Source organism: Mycobacterium deserti, assembly GCF_025345615.1.
Taxonomy (GTDB): Bacteria; Actinomycetota; Actinomycetes; order Mycobacteriales; family Mycobacteriaceae; genus Mycobacterium; species Mycobacterium deserti.
On sequence record NZ_JAODWD010000002.1, the window covers coordinates 328,036 to 348,518 of the forward strand.

Consider the following 20,483-nt stretch of genomic DNA (forward strand, 5'->3'; position numbering starts at 1 on the left):
GGACCACCGGCTAATCGAAGACAGCGTGTCGGCGTATTCCCAGCCTAATGGTGGACGACTTTGCCTGTCACGTCGAGTAAGCCCGCGCGCGCTTGTTCCCGTGCGACGTCATCTCCGTGACCACCGACGGGCCCTCGCCGCGAGGCGACACCCCGGCAGCTGCCCGCAGCAAGCCAACCGCCTCGACGATGCCGCTTGCGACGTCGTCGACCTCGGGCACGTTGTCAGGACACGCGGATACACACAGATCCATCACATCGGCGTGCGAGGTGACGGTGATGTTCAGGCCGCAGCCCTCCGTCAGTGGTTCCGCATAGTGCATGCCGATGACTTCCGCACCGGCGCAATACGCCAGGCCCGGACGTTCCGCTGCGAACGAAACCGTCCCGTGGCACCCCGGTGAGCGCCATCGTGCCAGCCCGAGCCCGCTGTACACCTGCTTTCCCGCGAGCGTCAGCCACGGCGGCAGCAGCGACACCACGGTCGCGAAATCGACTGCGGGCATAGGGGAATCGTCGCAATCGCGGTTGTCGATGTTCATCCGCTCGGTCGCCGTATGCAGATTGGTGAGGATCTGCACCGGGTCGTCGAGCTGAACCGGCATCCGCACCTGTCCTGTCCCCAGCGCAGTCGAAACCTCGGCGGCGTCGCCGGCCGGTATCGACAATGGGACGGCCACCAGCAGTGGCTGGTCGGGCAACACGGCGTGACGCTGCAGCCATGCCCGCAGCGACAGTGTGCATGCGGCGAGGAGGACGTTGGCGGTGCTCCCTCCGAACGCATCGCTGACCGCCTTGACGTCGGCGAGCGGTATCGACGCGAAGGCCGTCGACCGCCGCGCCGTCAACGGTCTGTTGAACACCGCGATCGGCACGGGCCCGCTCCTGGACGGGGGCGCCTGCGGCTGCTCTGGTGGCTCGGTCACCTTCTGCACCCGACGGCGTACAGCCAGCAGCGCACCGGTTACGGCGTCGGCCATCATCCACGCGCCGGTGACCTGGTTCTCGACCGCCTCCGAGAGCGTGTCGGTGAGAAGCTCACCCATCGATGGTGTCGAGCCGAAGCCGGGCTCGGTCCGCGAGTCGCGAGCAGAGCCCGGTTCGGTGGTGGTCAGCCGGTGCCAGATCGACGGGCCGTGGCTCCCGTCGCTCAGGACCGGCGACATCTTGATCGCCAGCGCCCAGCGGCCAAGCGTTAGACCGTCGATGCTCCACGCCTCCCACAGCGGCCGGCGCCGATCCTGGGCTTCGGCACTCAACTGCGTCACCAAGCCGGCGAGCTCACGCCGGCCTCCCGGCGCCGGAACCGTCGCCCGGTGGATCTGCTCGCTGGGGTCGTAGTCGTCGATCTCGGCCCAGATCGGCTGGCCGACGCCGAAGGGCTTGTCGACCAGCCGACTGCGAAAGCGCGCCAGTTGCGGCAGCGACGAGGCCACCACCTCGTGAAGCCGTTCGTGGCTGAGCTGATCGGACGCCTCGAGGACGAGCACCGCGACCGTATGCCCGGGGGTGGTCGAGGTTTGGGTGTGTAACGCCAGTGCGTCGGCGTCGGACAAGCGAGTCGTCATCAGTGTTTCTCTGATGTCGGCTGTTGTTCCAACCGGCACAGGAGGTTGAATCTCGAATCAGCGGCGACGCAATCAATAGTTCGCGCACGACATACCGCCGATCCGCCTACCCTACGCGGCTTACCCGAAGGCGACACGTCGACGACCTTCGCTCAGTTCTCATCACCATCGGCTAGCGCTTCGATAACGAGCCAGTCACTGCCCGCGCGCCCGCGCGGGTCGATACCGCAGGCTTGTTAACTTCGCGCGCGTGGCCCACCGCCTTCCGCTCAGAGCCTTTCGCTTCGGCGCACTCGTCGCCGCCCTGTTGACGGCGTCGGCGGTGATCGCCGCGCCCCACTCGAACGCCTACTCCCGAGACGGTCTGCCCGTCGAGACGCTGAGCGTGCCGTCGCCGTCGATGGGACGCGACGTCAAGGTCCAGTTCCAGGGCGGCGGTCCGCACGCGCTCTATCTGCTCGACGGCCTCCGTGCCCAGGACGACTTCAACGGCTGGGACATCAACACCGCGGCGTTCGAGTGGTTCTACGAGTCCGGTATTTCGGTGGTGATGCCCGTCGGCGGACAGTCCAGCTTCTACAGCGACTGGTACGCACCCGCTGAGGGCAACAACGGCACACTCACCTACAAGTGGGAGACCTTCCTGACCCGGGAGCTGCCGACCTGGCTGCAAGCCAACAAGGGCCAGGACCCCCGAGGCAACGCGGTTGTCGGACTGTCGATGTCGGGCGGTGCCGCGCTGACTCTCGCCGCCTTCTACCCGCAGCAGTTCTTTTTCGCCGGATCGCTGTCGGGCTACCTGAACCCGTCAAAAGGATTGTGGCCGACCTTGATCGGCCTCGCGATGAAGGACGCGGGCGGCTTCGAGGCCGTCGACATGTGGGGGCCACCAAGCAGTCCTGCCTGGCAACGCAACGATCCGATGCTCAACATCAACCGGCTGGTGGCCAACCGCACCGCGCTGTGGGTCTACTGCGGCAACGGTGCCACCAGCGATCTCGACGCGGGCGGCGACTTCGGCACCCAATTCAGCGCCCAGTACCTGGAGAACATCACGCAGAGCACTAACAAGGAGTTCCAGGAGAAGTATCTCGCCGCGGGCGGGCGCAACGCGGTGTTCAACTTCCCGCCCAACGGCACCCACAGCTGGGGATACTGGGGTGCGCAGTTGCAGGCGATGAAGCCCGACGTGGTGCGCATTCTCACGACTCCCCCGCCGCCTCCGCCAGCACCTGCGGCGGGTCTTGTGCCGCTGCCCGGCCTCGCGCCGGCCCCCGCGCCCGTTCGTTGATCATGAATGTTTAGTTTCACGGGGAAATGAGCACTCCGCCGTAGGAATTGTGGCGTATAACACAGCTGCGGCGGATGGAGCACGGCCATGACCACGGACAACCCGGTCCAACGCACCGACGTCGATAAGGCACTCCTCGGGAGCGCGACGTACCGGAGTCTCGGCGAACAGAAGCTCTCGCCGCAGGAGGAACGGTTCGAGAAGGGCCGGCGCACCGTCGGCCTCTTCCTCGCCCCTCTGTTGACCGTCGTCTTCCTGATCCTGCCGATCGACATCCCGCGCGAACAGCAGGTGTTGGCCGCCGTTCTGCTGGGCGTCATCGCGCTGTGGATCAGCGAGGCGGTGCCGATCCCCATCGGCGGCCTGCTCGGCGTGGCCGTCGCCGTATTCCTCGGAGTCGCGCCGGTCGACGACGTCCTGGGTCCGTTCGGGTCGTCGACGATCTTCACGTTCATCGGGGCATTCATCCTCGCCCAGGCGATGCTCAAGCACGGCGTTGCACGGCGGTTCGCATTCCGCATCCTCTCGCTGCCCCGTGTGGGCCAGTCCACCACCGGCGTGATCCTCGCGTTCGGTGCCATCACGTGCCTGTTGTCGGCGTTCGTGTCGAATACGGCGACGGTCGCCATGCTGCTGCCCACCGCGATCGGCATCCTTTCCGTCATCGCCAAACTGCTGCAGCACCGCGGCGATGTGGAAGAGGATTTCGACCCGCAACGGCTGCGTGTCGGCTCGGCGATCATGCTGATGCTCGCCTACGGCGCCAGCGTCGGCGGCCTGTTGACGCCTGTCGGCAGCCCACCCAACCTGATCGGCCGCGGCCTCATCGAAGAAGCCACCGGCGAGCGAATCAGCTTCGGGCAATGGATGGTGATGGCCATTCCGATCTGCTTCATCATGTTCGTGCTGCTGGCGTTCATCCTGTTGCGGCTGAACAAGCCCGAGATCAAACGAATCGATGGTGTGGCCGAGTACGTGGCAGGAGAGCGGGAGAAGCTCGGCAAACTGTCGCGGGCCGAGAAGAACACGCTTATCGCATTCGCCATCACGGTGACGCTGTGGATCACGCCCGGCATCGTGGCGCTGATCGCCGGGACCGAGTCCAGCGCATACGAGTTCATCAGCGACCGACTAGACGAAGGCGTGGTGGCGGTCTTCGGCGCGGCGCTGCTGTTCCTGCTGCCGACCGATTGGAAAGATCGCGAATTCACGCTGCGGTGGAGTGATGCTGCCGAGATCGACTGGGGCACAATCATCCTGTTCGGCTGCGGCATCATCTTCGGCTCGCTGATCAGCTCGACGGGGCTGGCCGAGACCATCGGCACGTCGGTCAACGACGCGCTGGGCCTGTCCAGCATCGTGCCCATCACGATCTTTGCGGTGATCCTGGCGATCATCGTGTCGGAGACGACGAGCAACACCGCGTCGGCGGCGGTGGTGGTACCCATCATCATCCCGGTCGCGATCGCCGCGGGCGTGAACCCGTTCGTGCCCGCGCTGGCGGCGACATTCGCGGCGTCGTTCGGCTTCATGTTGCCGGTGTCGACGCCGCAGAACGCGATCGTCTACGGTTCGGGCGTCGTGAAGATCACGACGATGATCCGCTCCGGCGTCACCTTTGACATTGCCGGCGCGATCCTGATCATCATCCTGCTGCCATTGATGGTCAGCCTGCTCGGGCTGGGCACGTGAGCACCATCGCCGTCATTCCCGGTGACGGCATCGGGCCGGAGGTGATCACGTCGGCACGCGCCGTCCTCGACGCGGTGGCCGCCAAGCACGCAATCGACTTGTCCTACACGGAGTTCGACTGGTCGTGCGAGCGCTACGCCAAAGAAGGAACGATGATGCCGGACGACGGCATCGAGACGCTACGTGGGTTCGACGCCGTCTTCCTCGGAGCTGTCGGATGGCCGGGCGTGCCGGACCACGTGTCGCTGTGGGGATTGCTCATCCCGATCCGGCGGGCGTTCCGGCAATACGTCAACCTGCGGCCGATCAAGGTGTTCAAAGGAGTGTCGAGCCCGCTGCGGTCGGCCACTGACGTCGACTTCGTCGTGGTGCGCGAAAACGTCGAGGGCGAATACAGCGAGATCGGCGGCCGGATGAATCGCGGCTTCCCCGACGAAATGGCCGTACAGGAGTCGATTTTCACGCGTGTCGGGGTGAGCCGGATCGCCGACTATGCGTTGGAACTCGCACGAACGCGTCGCGGGTACGTCACGTCGGCGACGAAGTCGAACGGGATCGTGCACACGCTGCCGTTCTGGGACGAGGTCGTTGCGGAGCGCGCGGCGCAGTTCCCCGACGTGAGGGTGGACCAGGAGCACATCGACGCGCTTGCGGCGAAGTTCGTGCTGCAGCCGCAGCGATTCGATGTGGTGGTGGCGTCAAACCTGTTCGGCGACATCCTGTCTGACCTCGCAGCGGCGGTGGCCGGTTCGATTGGTATTGCGCCGTCGGCCAATCTGGATCCGACGAAGACGTATCCGTCGATGTTCGAGCCGGTGCACGGATCGGCGCCCGACATCGCGGGCAAGGGCGTGGCGAACCCCGTCGGTGCGGTGTGGTCGGCCGCGATGATGCTCAAACACCTCGGACATCCGCAAGCGGCCGCCGAGGTGGTGGCCGCGATGGAGGCGACGCTGGCGCAACCGGAGACGCGGACGGCCGACCTGGGCGGGTCGGCGTCGACGACCGAGGTGACCGATGCGCTCGTCGCGCAGTTGAGCTGACTCAACATTTTCTGAGCGGATTTCGTTCTGCGAGGGGCGCTATCGGCGTCTTCCCACTCTCACTATATGGCAGAGGGTGGGGCTTGCGGCAAGACCCCGAACCTGCTGCACAATCTCCCGGCCGACCAGACGCAGGAGGTTGTTGATGACGAGCACACCGTTACGTTTCAAAATGCACGAGTCGGGTGCGTACCTTCACGGCACCAAGGCCGACCTGTCGGTGGGCGACCTGCTGGTGCCCGGGCGCGAGTCGAACTACGAGGCAGGACGCATCTCCAATCACGTCTATGTGACGCAGACATTGGACGCCGCTGTGTGGGGTGCCGAGCTGGCCGCCGGGGACGGCCGATGCCGGATCTACATCGTGGAACCCCAGGGCGCGCTGGAGGACGACCCGAATGTGACGGACAAGAAGTTCCCCGGCAATCCGACCCGCTCGTACCGCACCCGCGAGCCGGTCAAAGTCGTCGGCGAACTCACCGACTGGGTGGGCCATTCGCCCGAACAACTTCAAGCCATGCGCGACGGCCTGGCCGACCTTCAGCGCCGGGGCCTCAACGTCATCTACGACTGAAGGCTGATCACTCTTTTGAGTAGTCCGTGCTGAGCCAGCGCTTCGGCCGCATGCGGATGATCACCGACGTCGGCGTCAGGTTCTGGTCGGTGAACTCGTTGCCGGCCTGCTCGCCGAGATACCGGATCGCGATCGCGCGCACCTCGGCGTCGGTCGCCTCATCGATGCCGGTGACGTCGCCTTCGGCGGTGACGTACTTGTACGGCTGCTGCTCGTCCTGCGCGGTGATCGCAAAGCGGCCGGCGTCGCCAATCAGCTTGTGCTTGAGCGAGGTGGATTCGGTCCACAACAGCACGTCGCCCCCGGGCTCGTAGCCGTACCAGATGGGGACGCTCAGCGGCGCCCGGCCGGGCCGCTCGACCGCTATGACGCCGACGTGCAATTCGGACAAATACTGCTCGCGCTCATCGCTCGACATCGTTGGCATGTCGGAGGCAACCACGGTAACGAGGCTCACATTCCCCCGACTTCGCGCACAATGTCGAGCGTGAGCGACAAGACGACATGCGCCGTGGTCGGAGGCGGCCCGGCGGGACTGTTCCTCGGGTTGATGTTGGCCCGTGCCGGCATCGACGTCACCGTGCTCGAGAAGCACGCCGACTTCCTGCGGGACTTCCGGGGCGACACGGTGCACCCCATCACCATGCGCCTGCTCGACGAGCTCGGACTGTTCGAGCGGTTCGACGAGCTGCCGCACAGCAAGGTCGAGACGGGCCAGTTCGACGTCGGCGGCCGTCTGGTGACGCTCGTCGATTTTCGTCGCCTCCGGCAACCGCATCCCTATGTGGCGATGGTGCCGCAATGGGACCTGCTCGATCTGATCGCTGACGCGGCGAAGGCCGAACCCACCTTCACCTTGCGCATGCAGACCGAAGTCACCGGCCTGCTTCGCGACGGCAGCAGGGTCACCGGCGTGCGCTACACAGGCCCCGACGGGCCCGGCGAGCTTCGCAGCGACCTCGTCGTCGGATGCGACGGGCGGACGTCGGCCGTTCGACGCGACGCGGCGCTGCCGATCGACGAATTCCCAGTTCCGTTCGACGTGTGCTGGTTTCGCCTCCCCCACGATCGGGACGGGCAGTACTCGCTGATCCCGCGGACTCGCCCCGGGCGAGCGCTCATCATGATCCCGCGCGAGGGCTACTTCCAGATCGCCTACCTGATTCCGAAGGGCAGTTACGCGCAACTGTGCGAGCGGGGGCTCGACGCGTTTCATCGCGAACTCGCCGAGATGATCCCCGAGGCGTCGCCCGACACGATCACCTCGTGGGATGACGTCAAAGTTCTCGACGTCCGGCTCGACCGCCTGCGGCGGTGGCATACCGAGGGTGTGCTGTGCATCGGCGATGCCGCACATGCGATGTCACCCGTCGGCGGTGTGGGCATCAACTTGGCGATCGCCGACGCCGTCGCCGCCGCAAGCATTCTGGCACAACCACTTCGGAACGGGCAGCTGACCAATAAGCACCTCGAAGCGGTGCGTCGGCGCCGTATCGTGCCGACCGTGGTCACGCAGACCGTGCAGCGGGTCCTGCACCGTCGAGTGTTGGATTCTGTGCTGCAGGGTGGGGTGGTGCAGCCGCCGGCGGCGCTGCTCAAGCTGGTCGACCGTCTTCCGCAGGTGACGGCGGTCCCCGCCTACATCGTCGGTGTCGGCGTACTGCCGCAACACGCGCCGGGGTTCGCCCGCCGCTAGCCGCCTCCCCCTGTTTCCGCGAACGTTCCTTACCGTTCGAAGAATCCGCGATCCCTCGAGTGGTAAGGAACGTTCGCGCCGCCGCTAGCCGAGTGAGACCAGGTCTTCGATCGAGTCGGTCGGCAGGTCACCGTCCACGACCGCGGTGATCTGCATGTGCTGCAACGTGATCTGACCGTCATGGTTGTCCAGGAACGCGGTGTCGGCGGCGTCGCGGCCCGTGGCGATGCGCACCATCGACTGCCGCGGCGCCAGGCACGTCGCGTCGACCACTTGCCACGCCCCGTCGACGTACGCCTCGGCGACCGCATGGAAGTCCATCGGGTCGCACCCCGCGGCGTACACCGACACCAGACGCGCGGGGACATTCACCGCGCGCAGCAGCGCTATCACCAGATGCGCGTAGTCCCTGCAGACTCCCGCCCCGGCGAGCAGCGTGTCCGCTGCACCGTCGATCGGGTCACTTGAACCCGGCACGTACTTCAACCGCGTCCCCACCCATGACGACACCTTCGCCAGCACGTCCGCCGAATCAGCGATCCGACCGAATTCCGTTGCCGCGAAGCCGAAGAACTTGTCCGCCTCGGCGTATCGGCTGGGGCGCAGATAGGTGATCGGGTCGATGTCACGAACGGGCGCCGGGTCCGCGCGTCCGACGATCGTCGCCTCGTACGACGCGGTGACCGTGCCCTTCGACGCGGCGAACCGATGGATGCGGCTGCCGTGCTCACCGATGATCTCGTCCGGTGTGACCGTCTTCCCGTCCTTGGTGAAGACGAGCGACTCGGTGAGGCGCGCACCGGGATGCGGGGCCACCGCGATCTGGAACTCGAGCGTCGTCGGTTCGTCGATCGACAGTTCCAGCTGAGCCGCTACGTCGCGTTTGAAGTCGGTCACCGGTCCATTGTCATCGTTATGCGCCGCGCCCGGTCTTCTGTTGCAACGCGTCGATGGCCTCGGAGGCCTGTGCCTTCGTCAGGTCGTCGGGCACCTCTTGTCCGGCTTCCTGCGCCAGCGTGTTGAGGTAGCTGCGCTGCGGGCCGGTCATCGGCTCGTCGCCCGTCACCCAATTCTCCGGGTCCTTCTCCGCGTTCTCCTGCGGTGCCTGTTGCGTGCTGTCACTCATGCGTGCGGGATTGCCATCGCACACGCGTTCGAAACATCGTGCCGATCACACTTTCGCGGGCAGGACGTGGTCGGCGACCTTGTCGGTGCTCAGGCACAGCGAGCAGACGTGTGCGTCGTGCGTCTCGCACTTCATCATGTCGGGCCGCTCGAAGTCGTGATGGCAGACGTGGCACTTGAGGTGCTCGCCGGACGGGTTGCCCAGCTCGTCGTACATCGGCAGGTCGATGCCGTCGTCGGTGCGGCGCAGGTAGTACTTGCCCTTCGTCGCGATCGCGAAGATCGGCGGCAGCACCAGGCCCAGCCCGATCGCCACCAGCGGGGAGTACGGCCGGATGGCCTCGCCGAGACCGCCGAAGAACGCGACGATCGACACCCCCGCGGCGATCAGCATGGAGCCGAACCCGACCGGGTTGATCGCGTAGAGCATGCCGCGGCGGAACTCCGGCGCATGCGGCGACAGCTTCAACAGGTACTTGTTGAAGACGATGTCGGAGGCCACCACCACGACCCAGGCGATACCGCAGTTGGCGTAGAACCCGAGGATGGCGTTGAGGAAGTCGAACATGTTGGCTTCCATCAGGATTAGCGCGATCGCCAGGTTGACGCCGAGGAACACCAACCGGCCGGGGTAGTGCTTGGTGACGCGGGTGAACGAGTTGGTCCAGGCCAGCGACCCGGAGTAGGCGTTCGTCACGTTGATTTTGATCTGGCTGATCACCACGAGGATGACGGCGAGGGTCATGGCCAGCCAGCCCGGCATGAAGTTCTCGTAGATCTCGAGGAACTGGTGCACGGGCTGATTGGCGATACCGGCGCCGTCAGCGACGTTGGCGATCAGGTAGACCGCCAGGAACAGCCCGACGACCTGCTTGATGGCACCGAAGATCACCCAGCCGGGGCCGGCCAGGAACATCCAGGTCCACCAGCTGCGGCTGTTCTCCGGGGTGCGGGGCGGCATGAAGCGCAGGTAGTCGATCTGCTCGGCGATCTGGGCGATCAGTGAGAGGCACACGCCCGCCGCCAGCAGCGTCGAGCCCATGTCGAATCCGCTGACGCCGTTCTCACCCTGGTAGGCGAAGAACTGGCCGACCGACTCGGGGTGGCTGACGACGAGGTACACGAACGGCGCGACCATCAGGATCAGCCACAGCGGTGTCGTCCAAACCTGCAGTGTCGACAGGGCTTTCATGCCGTAAATGACCAGCGGGAAGATGACGATGGTCGAGACGGCGTACCCGGCCCAGAGTGGAATCCCGAGACCGAGTTCGAGACCCTGGGCCATGATCGAGCCCTCGAGCGCGAAGAAGATGAAGGTGAACGTCGCGAAGATGACGTTGGTGACCACCGACCCGTAGTAGCCGAAACCACTACCGCGGGTGATCAAGTCGAGGTCCATGTTGTAGCGCGCGGCGTAGTAGGCCACCGGGAACCCGGTCAGCATGACGACCACGGCGAAAATCAGGATGCCCCACAACGCGTTGGTGGTGCCGTAGGAGATGCCGATGTTGGCGCCGATGGCGAAGTCGGCCAGATAGGCGATTCCGCCGAGAGCCGAGATGCCCACCACCCGCGTAGACCACTTGCGGTAACTGCGCGGGGCGAAGCGCAGTGTGTAGTCCTCCAGGGTCTCCCTGGTGGCCGTCATGGTGTCGAGGTCGGTCACGACGGCCTCGTTCGCCGGCTCCTGGCTGAGCTCTTGGGTCATTCGGCAAAGCTAGAACCGCTCTGTTTCCAGAGCGTTTCGGTGATGTTCCCGATCGCGTTACACGTCGCGACCCGTCAGCGCGTCGCGCATCTTGTCGATCAGGCCGGCACCGCGGTCGAGGATCTTGTTGGCCGGCGGGTGATCGGGTGCGGACGGATGCGGCCGCGTCGGCGCTGACTTCTTAGCCTTCTCGAACTTCTCGCCGAGCTCGAGCAGCTCGTCGTGCGAGCACTTCTCGCGCAAGTTCGGCAGCAGGTCTTTCTCTTCGTCCTCGATGTGGTGGCGGATGTCCTCGATCAGCTTGCCGACGAGCTCGTCGAACTTCGCATCGTCGTCAGCCTTCTCGATCTCCTTCATGATCTTCTCGGCCTCGGCGTGCTCCTTGAGCTCGTGGTCGACCTCCTCGTCACCGTTGTCGAGGACGCGGCGGGCGACGGGATAGAGATACTGCTCCTCGCCGACGGAGTGGCGCACCAGTTCGGCGATGACGTGGTCGACGAGGTCGCGGCGGTGCTGCCGGTCGTCGCTGTTCTCGATCGCTGTGAAGATCGTCTCGAACTCGCGGTGGTCGGTGATGATGTCGTCGACGACATCGTGTTGCTGGGAGGTCGTCATGGATGTCTCCTAGATGTGGGCTGTGCGCGTGGGCTACCCGGGGTTGAAAAACCCAAAACCGCACGTCGACGGTTCCGGGACGACGCAGCGGGGTAAGTAGGCGGGGTGGCTGAGCTGACCCTGCTGTTGGTGTTCTTCGCCGCCACGGTCGTGCTCGCGCCCGTGGCCGACCGCCTGAACCTGCCGTATCCCGCGGTGATGCTGGTTTTCGGCATGGCGCTCGCGCTGATCCCGGGACTGCGAATGCCCGAGGTGAACGCTGACCTGCTGCTGCCGCTGATCCTGCCGCCGCTGCTGTTCGCCGCCGCGCGCCGGACATCGTGGCGGGAGTTCATCGACAACCGCCGCGCCATCGGCTTGCTGGCAGTGGCGTTGGTCGCGGTGACGGCGTTCGTGGTGGGCGTCGTGTTGCAGGCGCTGGTGCCGGGGCTGCCGTTGATCGCCGCGGTGGCGATCGGCGCGGCGATCGCGCCGCCGGATCCGGTGGCAGCGACGGCGATCGCACAGAAACTGCATCTCCCCCGTCGGCTGCGCACGATTCTCGAGGGTGAGGGACTGTCGAACGACGCGACGGCCCTGGTGCTCTACGACGTCGCGGTGGCGGCGGCGTTGACGGGCGCATTCTCGCCGGGCAAGGCCGGGGTGGAACTCGGCGTGTCGGTCGTCGTCGGTGTGCTCGCCGGTCTCGTGGTGGCGTTCGCCGCGCGGTGGCTGCTGAACAAGCTGCCGCCGCACCCCGCGGGCAGCGCTTTCGTGTTGGTGACACCGTTCGCGGCATACGCCGCGGCGGATGTGGTGCACGGCAGCGGGGTGCTGGCGGTGGTGACGTTGGCATTGTCGTTGAGCCGGTACAGCGACGCGAAGTCGGCGCAGACGCGCATTGTCGCGATGACGATGTGGGAGATCATCGAACTGTTGGTGACGGGTGCAGCGTTCGCGTTCGTGGGCTTGGAGTTGCGGGCCATTGCGCTGGAGGCCGAAGGGCCGCTGGGAAGTTTGATCTGGCAGGCGGTGGTGGTCGCCGCGGTCGTGATCGTCATTCGATTCGTGTGGATCTTCCCGGTCGCGACCATCGATGAACGGGTGCGCCGGCGGCAGAACGTCACCGGGGAGCCTGTCGGCTGGCGCGAGATGACCGTCTCATCGTGGGCGGGGATGCGCGGCGTCGTCACGCTGGTGGCTGCCATCGCTCTGCCGCCGAACTTCCCGGAACGGGAACGGTTGATCTTCATCGCGTTTGTGGTGGTAGCGGCAACGCTTCTGTTGCAGGGACTTACGCTGCCGGCCATCGTGAAACTGCTGGGGGTCAGCGCTGGTGACGAGCAGGAGAAGGTGGAGCAGGATCTGCTGCGGCGGGCGCAGGAGGCGGGGATGAAGCGGCTCGAGGAGTTGCGCAGGGACGGCGACATCGATGCCGAGGTGATCGACCACGTGAAGGACGGCGCGGAACGGATGTGGCACTCGCTGGGCCGGAGGGAGACGGACGATGGCGGCCAGGCGCAGCAACTTCAACAGGTGAAGGACGCGATGCTGGCGGCCGCGCGGGAGGAAGTCCTCAGTGCCCGTTCGCAATCAGGGTCGGACCCGACGATCGTCGACGACGTCTTGAGACGACTGGATACGCGCGGCATACAGTCTTAGACGGCGCATCCGGGCCAGCCCGCCAAGGCCAACTCCGCGACGGCATGCAGGTCCGCGCGACTGGCTCCACTGCGGGCTTGGATCGCAAGGCCCTGGCACACAGCGGCGATCCAGCGGGCCAGCAACACAGCGTCTACTCCAGATAACTCGCCCTCGGCCTTCGCCGCCTCGAATCGTTCGGCGAGCCGCTGCACCGTGGCGTCGCGCATCTCGGCCAGTCCTGGGCCGTCGTCGACGGTGAGGCAACCGTGCGGGTCGCCACTGACTGTGTCGGCCGCCCCGTGGACCATCGCGTCGGCGACTTGGCGGGCCGTCGGCCGGGTCATTGCCTCGGCCAGGTAGCCGCCGGGACCGGCGAGGTAGCGCTGGGTGGCCCGTTCGTACAGCTTCTCCTTGGACCCGAACTCGGCGTAGATGCTGCGACGGTTCACTCCGGTCGCAGCCGTCACGTCGGAGATCGAGACTCCGTCGAAGCCGCGTGCCCAGAACAGCTTCATCGCCGTGTCCTCGACCTCGTCGGGATCGAACTCGCGTGGCCGCCCCACTGCCATGACGCACCGCCTCCATGTGACTCCGGTCACGCCGGGAATGCACTCGCCGAAATTCGGCTTGGACCTCAGCGTACTAAGTAACACTACAGTTCGTAATTACCTAGGGAGGCCTTGAAGATGGGTGCAACACCTTTGAGCGGACGGCGAGCACTGGTCACGGGAGGTTCGCGAGGGATCGGCGCGGAAACCGTGCGGCGACTGGCGTCCGACGGCGCTGCCGTGGCCTTCACCTATGCGGCATCGGCGACCGAGGCCGAAAAGCTCGTCGCCGACGTGACGGCGAACGGCGGCAAGGTGGTGGCGATACAAGCCGATGCCGCCGATCCCACCCAGATGTCGGCCGCGGTCGAGCGGGCCGCCGCCGAACTCGGGGGGCTCGACGTGTTGGTGAACAACGCTGCCGTCGCCCATATGGCGCCCATCGACGAGTTTCCGGCCGACCAGTTCGACCGGCTGGTGGCGATCAACATCGGTGGCATGTTCTGGGCCACTCGCACGGCGATGAAGCATCTGGGTGAAGGCGCACGGATCATCAACATCGGCAGCATCAACGCCGATCGGATACCGGGGGCCGGGCTGTCGGTGTACGGCATGACGAAGGGCGCGGTGTCGTCGTTCACCCGTGGATTGGCGCGCGAACTCGGCCCGCGCGGGATCACCGTCAACAATGTGCAGCCGGGTCCCATCGACACCGATGCGAATCCCGACAACGGCGGCGAGTTCCCCGAGAGCCTGAAGAAGGTGATGCCGCTCGGCCGCTACGGGCAGGTCGGTGACGTCGCCGCCATCGTGAGCTTCCTGGCGGGCCCGGAGTCGGGGTTCGTCACCGGCGCCAACTGGAACGTCGACGGCGGCTTCACGGTCTAGGTCAGCGCGAGCTCGAAGACGGGGATGACGCGGTCCGTTTTCTGCTGGTATTCGCCGAAGCCGGGGGCGCGCTGCACGACGATCTCGTAGATCCGGTCGCGTTCATCGGGCGGAAGCTCGTGCGCGGTCACGGTTTTCGGCGGATCAGCGCCAATCTCGATAGAGGCCTGCGGGTAGGCGCGCAGGTTGAACACCCAGCTGGGGCTGGCATCCCGGCCGGCGGCGGATCCGACGACGTAGATTCTGTCGTCGATCTCGAAGTAGGCGATCGGGTTGATGCGTTTTTCGCCACTCTTCGCACCGGTCGAGTGCAGGAGCAGAAGCGGGAACCCTTCGAACTGACCGCCGACCTTGCCTTCGTTGCGGCGGAACTCGTCGATGATCTGGTCGTTGAGGTTGCGTTCTCCGGCGAGCTTGTCGTCAGCCATATGTCCATCGTGGCACGGCGGGGCCCGGCCGTCTCGGCACTCAGGAGGTCAGTGCGGCCTTCGTCACGGGCTGGTCACCCCAGGGCGACCCCGCCAGCAGGTCGAAGAACGTCACCGGGACTCCGCTGTTGATCAATTGGTGCAGATGAGCAGGGAACGAGAACGGCGGAGCCTTCAGCGGGTTGGCCTGCGTGCCCTGGGCGATGAGGTCGGCGATGGCGTAACCCAGATTGTGGCGGGGCCACGTTGCGTTGATCCGTTCGACCAAACCCGCTGAGAGCCGGTCCTTCTCGAAACCGTTGATATCGAGGCTGATTCCTTGGAAAGCAACAGACTGCTCCGGCCCGAACCGTTCGGCCAGGCCGACGCTGGTGTGTAGAGCAATCGCCTGCCACACCGTGTTGGCCCGGTCTTCGGCCACCCGTTGCTCGCGAAGGAAGCGCACCGCGGCATCCGCTCCTTCGACCTCGAATCGCTGGTCGCCAGTGCCGTACTCGGTGACGCCGAGGTCATGCAGGAGGCAAGCGAGGAAGACGAGCTCGTCGTCATAGTCGACGCCGCTGCGGAGTCCGTTGGCGGCCGCGAGCTCACGCGCGAAGAGGTAGCTGCGGACGCAATGGTTCGCAATGAACGCAGGAGACACGTCGAACGCCAAAGTCCATGCCGCCGAACAGGTGTCCGAGTCCGGCAGGCCCCATCCCGCTGGCATGCTGCGATCGTTGTCCTGCGAAGTTTGATCTTCGATGCTCATCAGTCCACAGTGCCGAGGTTGACCAGGGCCCGACAGGGGTCAGACGGCCAAGATGCGCAAGGATCTGGACACAGAGGAGCGAAGCCGTCACCACAGGACAGCGAGGGCGGCTGCCGTGAACGACAGGACGCCGACCGACCAGAACAGTGCGCGTGGCACCGCGCTGCCCGTACGGCGCTGACGCGCGCTGCCCATTCCGAGCAGCCCGCCGATGACCACGAGGATGACGAGCTTGATGCCGATCTTCGGGTAATTGAGTTCGACGCCCGCCGGCCACGGTGCTGCGAGCGCGAGTCCCGTCAGAAGTGAGAGCAACAGCCCGTAATCCATTGTGCGCGTGAAACGGAATCGCCTCGCTGCGGCTTCGGCCGCCCAGGCGCCGAACGTGACCGCGAACCCCACGATGTGCAGCAGCACAACTACGTTGCGTAGTAGTTCCATGATCGGACTGTACCTCGGCGCCGCCCGGGTGGCGACTGTGTGCCGGGTACTGTGCGATTCGTGAGCGGGGATTTGGTCCTCACCGACGAGTTCCGCGACGCATTGGCGCTCCTGGCCGGCGGCAGGCATCTGTTTCTGACGGGAAAGGCCGGCACCGGCAAGTCGACGCTGATCCGGCATTTCATGGCCAGCACAGACCGCAACGTGGTGGTGGTCGCGCCGACCGGGATCGCGGCGCTGAACGTCGACGGCTTCACCATCCACCGACTGTTCGGGTTCCGCACGACGACGACGATGGCCGACGTGACGGGTGGCGATTACCGGCCGGGCCGGTTCACCAAGACGTTGGCGTCGCTGCAGACGTTGATCATCGACGAGGCGTCCATGGTCCGCGCCGACGTCTTCGACATGGTGGCTACCGCGCTGCAGCGGTTCGGTCCTGCGCCGGGGACGCCGTTCGGCGGAGTGCAGATCGTGCTGGTGGGCGATCTGTACCAGTTGCCACCGGTGGTGGGCGACGGCGAAGACGACTACTTCTCGACGGTCTACGAGACGCCGTACTTCTTCTCCGCCCGGACATTCGTCCGCGACGACTTCCCCACCGTCTCGCTGACCACCGTGTTCCGTCAGCTCGGCGACGACCGAATGACGGCAATACTTAATGAGATTCGCGAGGGTGTGCTCCTCGGACACGCACAGGAGCAGCTCAACGCCCGCGCTGACAGGGACTTCGTGCCGCCCGATGACGAGTTCTGGTTGACCCTGGCGCCGACCAACCGACTGGTGACCGCGCGTAACCGTCAGCAGCTCGAGCGGCTCCAAGGCGACGAGATGCTGCACCGCGCCAGGGAGACGGGCGATCTGTCACTGTTCGACAAACCGATCGAGGACGAGCTGCGGTTCAAAGTCGGCGCGCAGGTGATGATGCTCAACAACGACCAGGGTGACCGGTGGGTCAACGGCTCGATCGGGCGCGTGGTCGGCGTGGCCTATGACCGCTACGGCGTCGTCGTCGAGGTCGAGTTCGCCGACGGATCGTGCGCGGACGTCACGCCGTACACCTGGGAGGCGACGCGGCCGGTCGTCGACGGCGGAACACTGCGTCGCGAGGTGATCGGCACTTTCACTCAGCTGCCGTTCAAGCTGGCGTGGGCGATCACGATCCACAAGAGCCAGGGGCAGACGCTCGAGCGGGTGGTCGTCGACCTCACCGGGGGCATGTTCTCGACGGGCCAGCTGTACGTCGCATTGAGCCGGTGCACCTCGTTGGCCGGACTGGTGCTGAAACGTCCTGTGCTGCCGAAGGACCTGAAGACCGACCGTCGCATCGCCCGCTTTCTTCGCAGTTCCGTCGGCAGTTCGACCGCGCGAAAGTACTGCGCGATCGGCATGCTCACCGTCGGCGAGGAAGGGCGGATGTCGCGTCCGCGGCCAGTGGAGATCGCGGTGGCGTTCGACGACGGCACCGCGATCTCGACGCTGATCAACCCGCAGCGCGATCTCGCGGATGCGCGAAACGCGTACGGCATCACCGTCAGTGACGTCCTGCTGGCGCCGACGCTGCGGGAGGCGTGGGCGGTGATCGCACCGATGCTGGCGGGCTGCACGCCGGTCGGGCAATCGGTGGACGAGACGCTGGGCTTGCTCGACTTCGAGCTCAAGCGCCTGGGGCATGTGGCGGTGATGCCACTGGGCGTCGAGTTGCGGCGGGCGTTCGTGACGGGACGGACGGCCCTGGATCGGGCGCAGTCGGCATTGAAGACATTGGCGTCGGTGGAGGTCGAGGAGGGCTCGTCGGCGTTCGAGGAACCCGAACCGGCGGAATCGGTTTCGGGTCTGCTCGTCAGCCGCGATCACTCCGTTCCGACGCCTGCGGCCGATCACCTGCCGGCGTTGTCGGCACTGCTGCGGGTAAGCCGCGGAGTCGGAGCGGTGGTGTTGGGCCTCGCGTCAGCCAACGACATGGCAGGAGGCGGTGATTCGTCTTGGGATGCTGCCGCCCGGCAGTCGGTGGCCGATCAACTGCGTACGGCGGCATCGCGGGCGCTGTTGCCGGAGGAGGTCGTCGCGCGCCTACGCGAGGCGTCGACCCTGTTGGGCGTCGACGTGGTGAGCGGAGCGGCGACAGCCGCCCGTCACGACATCGGCTCCGCGTTGGTGCCAGGTGCCCGAATCTGTTTCACCGGAACAGCTTCCGACGGGTCCGGACGCGTAGTGGATCGCGAGGAGATGGAGCGGTTGGCCGCATCGGCGGGGCTCGCGCCGGTGCGCTCGGTGACCAAGACGCGGTGTGAGGTGCTGGTGACGGCGGAGGCTGGCACACAGTCCGGCAAGGCGCGTAAAGCGCAGGAGTACGGCAAGCCGGTGTTCACCGCCGAGGAGTTCTTCGCGTGGCTGAGCAAGCTCGGATGGTCGACCGGACCGAACGGATAGCGCTACGCAGTACCTATGCCCTTGACCACGGCGACGCACAGGTCGGCGGCGATCGCCGCGAGTTCAGCGGGAGTCTCTTTCGGCTCTCTGAGCCAGGTTTCGATGAGGGAGTTGGCGCCCCCGACCATGAACAACGCGCTGCGGCGCAGCACGTCGGGACTCGGCGTCTCTGCGCCGAGGACGCCGGGCGCGAGTTCGACGATCAGCGCGGCGATGTGGTCGAGGATGCCTGCGCGGTGTTCGGTCAGGCCCGGCACGGTGCTGACGTCTCCGGTGGCGATGCGGTGGATGTGCGGATCGGCGGCGATGATTTCGAGGAACGCGGTCAGCGCCGAGGTCAGTTTGTCGGTCAGTGTGCCGGGATTGCCGACGCCGGCGCTGACGAGTGCAGCGAGCAGTTCGTCGCGGACCTCGTCGGCGACGGCGAACACCATCGCCTCGCGATTCGGGAACTGCTCGTAGAAGTAGCGCGTGGTCAGTCCCGCGGCGCTGCAGACACCGCGCACCGTCACCTCGGTGACACCGGACGTCCCCCAGATCTGGCGCGCGGCGGCGAGCAGCTTCTGGCGGCGTTCGGTACGGCGGTCATCCGCGCTCACGCCGCCGTAGTCACGCACCACCTCCGCGCGCTTCATTGACACGACCCTACCTGCACGTTAGCTTTGGACTACGGTTGTCATCAGAAGTGCTCAAAGGAGAGTCGCGATGGACCAAACCATTCCGGCACGCCATCCTCGCGAGCCGGGTCCCGTACCGGCCGCAGTTCGGTTGTTCGCGACGCTGTTGGGCGTCGAGGCTCCTTCTGCGCAGCGGTGGCAGAAGCTCGGCTCGAACCTCAACGTCGGCGACGAGCCGATGGACCGCCTGGTCGAGTGGATGTCGTCGACGGGCATGGAGCAGACGCGACAGCTGTTCGACGGTGCCCTGTCCTCTGGAATCGCCAGCGTGCCCGAGGCGCCAGAACCGTTGCGAAACTTCTTCACCGAGGTCGAGACAGTGCCGGAGTGGGTCGACTGGGACCTCCTGCGTGTTGGTCAGCGCGCGATGCGACGAGGCGGAGCCGACGGCATGTATCTCGCACGGGACGTGTCGTTGCTGGGCGGCTATCAGTTCTCCGGGTTCAACAAGACGCTGATCCGGACGGGCGCGCTGGAGAAGGGCTCGAACAAGCGGTTCGCGGAAACGATGCAGTGGGCGATGGACGTCATCTCCGACGACGGCATGGCGCCGCTGGGTGTTGGCTACCGATCGACCATCAGGGTGCGGCTGATCCACGCGTTCGTGCGCCGGCATGTGGCGGCGATGCCCGACTGGCGGGGTGACGAGTGGGGTCTGCCGGTCAACCAGACCGACATGGCCGCAACGTTGGTGGGCGCGCTGATCGCTCCCTCGGCGGGTGGACTGGGGATGGGACTTGTGTTGTCGCCCAGAGAGTATGACGGGATCGCACACTTGACGCGGTACGTCGGTTGGCTGATCGGGGTGGACGACGAGTGGCTGCCGCGCAACTTCCGCGACGGGATCCGGGTGCTGTACCACACGGTCGCCGCGCTCTCGGAGCCCGACGAGTCGACGAGACAGTTGGCGATGCCGATGGCCGACGATCCCCTGCGGTGGAACTACTCGAGGCTTGCGGGTGTGCGGCGTCGGCTGGCGCGGGCGCAGCACCTGTCGGTGACGAGTGGATTCCTGGGGCCGCGGGCGATGCGGGCGCTGGGGCTGTCGGCGTATGTGCCGCCGTGGTATCCGATCGTGAAGTTGCCGGTGAATCTCGTGCGGAGTGTGGCGGCGTTAGCACGGCGCGACGGGCTGGACCGGGCGGCGCTGCGGGGTGAGCGCGAACAGAAAGCACTGCTGCGCACCATGATCGGTGACGACGCGGCGACGGTCGGCGACTCGGCGGCACACGTGGGCAGGGTGGCATAAGCGAGCTGCGGGCCGGGACCCACGAGCCAAGGGCGAACACGCGTGGCTGTAGATCACGCTGTGGTCACGTCGCCTGAACATACGAGGTACAGGTTGGTTTACGCCACCGTAAGAGGGGAACTGCTTGTGCACGG

At 65.9% G+C, this 20,483-nt stretch carries 20 protein-coding genes; 9 read left to right on the forward strand and 11 right to left on the reverse strand.

Annotated features, from left to right (window positions below):
• Positions 1-67: 67 nt before the first annotated feature.
• Positions 68-1,567: a wax ester/triacylglycerol synthase domain-containing protein gene (locus N4S67_RS07745; RefSeq protein ID WP_260992373.1), complete on the reverse strand. Its 1,500-nt coding sequence runs from the start codon at positions 1,565-1,567 to the stop codon at positions 68-70.
• A 250-nt stretch (positions 1,568-1,817) separates the two neighbouring features.
• Between N4S67_RS07745 and N4S67_RS07750 the strand changes: the two genes are divergently transcribed.
• The 4 genes from N4S67_RS07750 to arr all read left to right on the forward strand — a co-directional run bounded on the left by N4S67_RS07750 (position 1,818) and on the right by arr (position 6,167).
• A complete protein-coding gene (locus N4S67_RS07750; protein WP_390893277.1) occupies positions 1,818-2,858 on the forward strand; it encodes an esterase family protein in 1,041 nt (346 codons plus the stop codon).
• An 87-nt stretch (positions 2,859-2,945) separates the two neighbouring features.
• Complete coding sequence (locus tag N4S67_RS07755; RefSeq protein WP_260992374.1) at positions 2,946-4,550, forward strand: SLC13 family permease; 1,605 nt, start codon at positions 2,946-2,948, stop codon at positions 4,548-4,550.
• The gene (locus N4S67_RS07760; protein WP_260992375.1) at positions 4,547-5,593 is read left to right on the forward strand and encodes a tartrate dehydrogenase; all 1,047 of its coding nucleotides are present in this window, start codon (positions 4,547-4,549) and stop codon (positions 5,591-5,593) included. Before N4S67_RS07755 ends, N4S67_RS07760 begins: the two co-directional genes overlap by 4 nt.
• Positions 5,594-5,738: 145 nt before the next feature.
• On the forward strand, positions 5,739-6,167 hold the full coding sequence (gene arr / locus N4S67_RS07765; protein ID WP_260992376.1) for an NAD(+)--rifampin ADP-ribosyltransferase: 429 nt from the start codon (positions 5,739-5,741) through the stop codon (positions 6,165-6,167).
• Positions 6,168-6,174: 7 nt separating this feature from the next.
• Here arr and N4S67_RS07770 read toward each other — a convergent pair whose 3' ends face one another.
• Positions 6,175-6,594 carry a pyridoxamine 5'-phosphate oxidase family protein gene (locus N4S67_RS07770; RefSeq protein ID WP_260993044.1) on the reverse strand — a complete coding sequence of 140 codons (420 nt, stop codon included), beginning with the start codon at positions 6,592-6,594 and terminating at the stop codon, positions 6,175-6,177.
• A gap of 60 nt (positions 6,595-6,654) precedes the next feature.
• Between N4S67_RS07770 and N4S67_RS07775 the strand changes: the two genes are divergently transcribed.
• Positions 6,655-7,863, forward strand: a complete 1,209-nt coding sequence (locus N4S67_RS07775) for an FAD-dependent oxidoreductase (RefSeq protein ID WP_260992377.1) — start codon at positions 6,655-6,657, stop codon at positions 7,861-7,863.
• Between the two features lie 84 nt (positions 7,864-7,947).
• Here N4S67_RS07775 and N4S67_RS07780 read toward each other — a convergent pair whose 3' ends face one another.
• The 4 genes from N4S67_RS07780 to N4S67_RS07795 are packed head-to-tail and all read right to left on the reverse strand — an operon-like array spanning position 7,948 to position 11,311.
• Positions 7,948-8,760 carry a transglutaminase-like domain-containing protein gene (locus N4S67_RS07780; RefSeq protein WP_260992378.1) on the reverse strand — a complete coding sequence of 271 codons (813 nt, stop codon included), beginning with the start codon at positions 8,758-8,760 and terminating at the stop codon, positions 7,948-7,950.
• 16 nt (positions 8,761-8,776) lie between these two features.
• On the reverse strand, positions 8,777-8,989 hold the full coding sequence (locus N4S67_RS07785) for a DUF3072 domain-containing protein (protein ID WP_260992379.1): 213 nt from the start codon (positions 8,987-8,989) through the stop codon (positions 8,777-8,779).
• Between the two features lie 45 nt (positions 8,990-9,034).
• Positions 9,035-10,696 carry a purine-cytosine permease family protein gene (locus N4S67_RS07790; RefSeq protein ID WP_260992380.1) on the reverse strand — a complete coding sequence of 554 codons (1,662 nt, stop codon included), beginning with the start codon at positions 10,694-10,696 and terminating at the stop codon, positions 9,035-9,037.
• Between the two features lie 57 nt (positions 10,697-10,753).
• Positions 10,754-11,311, reverse strand: coding sequence for a hemerythrin domain-containing protein (locus N4S67_RS07795; RefSeq protein ID WP_260992381.1), 558 nt, complete (start codon positions 11,309-11,311; stop codon positions 10,754-10,756).
• 105 nt (positions 11,312-11,416) lie between these two features.
• On the opposite strand from N4S67_RS07795, the gene N4S67_RS07800 reads away from it, so the two are divergent.
• Positions 11,417-12,952, forward strand: coding sequence for a Na+/H+ antiporter (locus tag N4S67_RS07800; RefSeq protein WP_260992382.1), 1,536 nt, complete (start codon positions 11,417-11,419; stop codon positions 12,950-12,952).
• On the opposite strand, the gene N4S67_RS07805 is transcribed toward N4S67_RS07800, so the two are convergent.
• Entirely contained in the window at positions 12,949-13,503 is a 555-nt protein-coding gene (locus N4S67_RS07805) for a TetR/AcrR family transcriptional regulator (RefSeq protein WP_260992383.1), read from the reverse strand. The genes N4S67_RS07800 and N4S67_RS07805 overlap by 4 nt on opposite strands.
• Before the next feature lie 117 nt (positions 13,504-13,620).
• Here N4S67_RS07805 and N4S67_RS07810 point away from each other — a divergent pair, with 117 nt between their 5' ends.
• Entirely contained in the window at positions 13,621-14,370 is a 750-nt protein-coding gene (locus tag N4S67_RS07810) for a 3-oxoacyl-ACP reductase family protein (protein ID WP_260992384.1), read from the forward strand.
• On the opposite strand, the gene N4S67_RS07815 is transcribed toward N4S67_RS07810, so the two are convergent.
• From N4S67_RS07815 to N4S67_RS07825, 3 genes are all read right to left on the reverse strand, one after another.
• Positions 14,367-14,798, reverse strand: coding sequence for a nitroreductase family deazaflavin-dependent oxidoreductase (locus N4S67_RS07815; RefSeq protein WP_260992385.1), 432 nt, complete (start codon positions 14,796-14,798; stop codon positions 14,367-14,369). The genes N4S67_RS07810 and N4S67_RS07815 overlap by 4 nt on opposite strands.
• Before the next feature lie 40 nt (positions 14,799-14,838).
• Complete coding sequence (locus N4S67_RS07820) at positions 14,839-15,507, reverse strand: HD domain-containing protein (RefSeq protein ID WP_390893322.1); 669 nt, start codon at positions 15,505-15,507, stop codon at positions 14,839-14,841.
• A 129-nt stretch (positions 15,508-15,636) separates the two neighbouring features.
• On the reverse strand, positions 15,637-15,990 hold the full coding sequence (locus N4S67_RS07825; protein WP_260992387.1) for a Fe-S protein: 354 nt from the start codon (positions 15,988-15,990) through the stop codon (positions 15,637-15,639).
• Positions 15,991-16,050: 60 nt separating this feature from the next.
• Here N4S67_RS07825 and N4S67_RS07830 point away from each other — a divergent pair, with 60 nt between their 5' ends.
• Complete coding sequence (locus N4S67_RS07830) at positions 16,051-18,423, forward strand: AAA family ATPase (protein WP_260992388.1); 2,373 nt, start codon at positions 16,051-16,053, stop codon at positions 18,421-18,423.
• 2 nt (positions 18,424-18,425) lie between these two features.
• On the opposite strand, the gene N4S67_RS07835 is transcribed toward N4S67_RS07830, so the two are convergent.
• Positions 18,426-19,058, reverse strand: coding sequence for a TetR/AcrR family transcriptional regulator (locus tag N4S67_RS07835; protein WP_260992389.1), 633 nt, complete (start codon positions 19,056-19,058; stop codon positions 18,426-18,428).
• 70 nt (positions 19,059-19,128) lie between these two features.
• Here N4S67_RS07835 and N4S67_RS07840 point away from each other — a divergent pair, with 70 nt between their 5' ends.
• The gene (locus N4S67_RS07840; RefSeq protein ID WP_260992390.1) at positions 19,129-20,349 is read left to right on the forward strand and encodes an oxygenase MpaB family protein; all 1,221 of its coding nucleotides are present in this window, start codon (positions 19,129-19,131) and stop codon (positions 20,347-20,349) included.
• Positions 20,350-20,483: the final 134 nt, after the last annotated feature.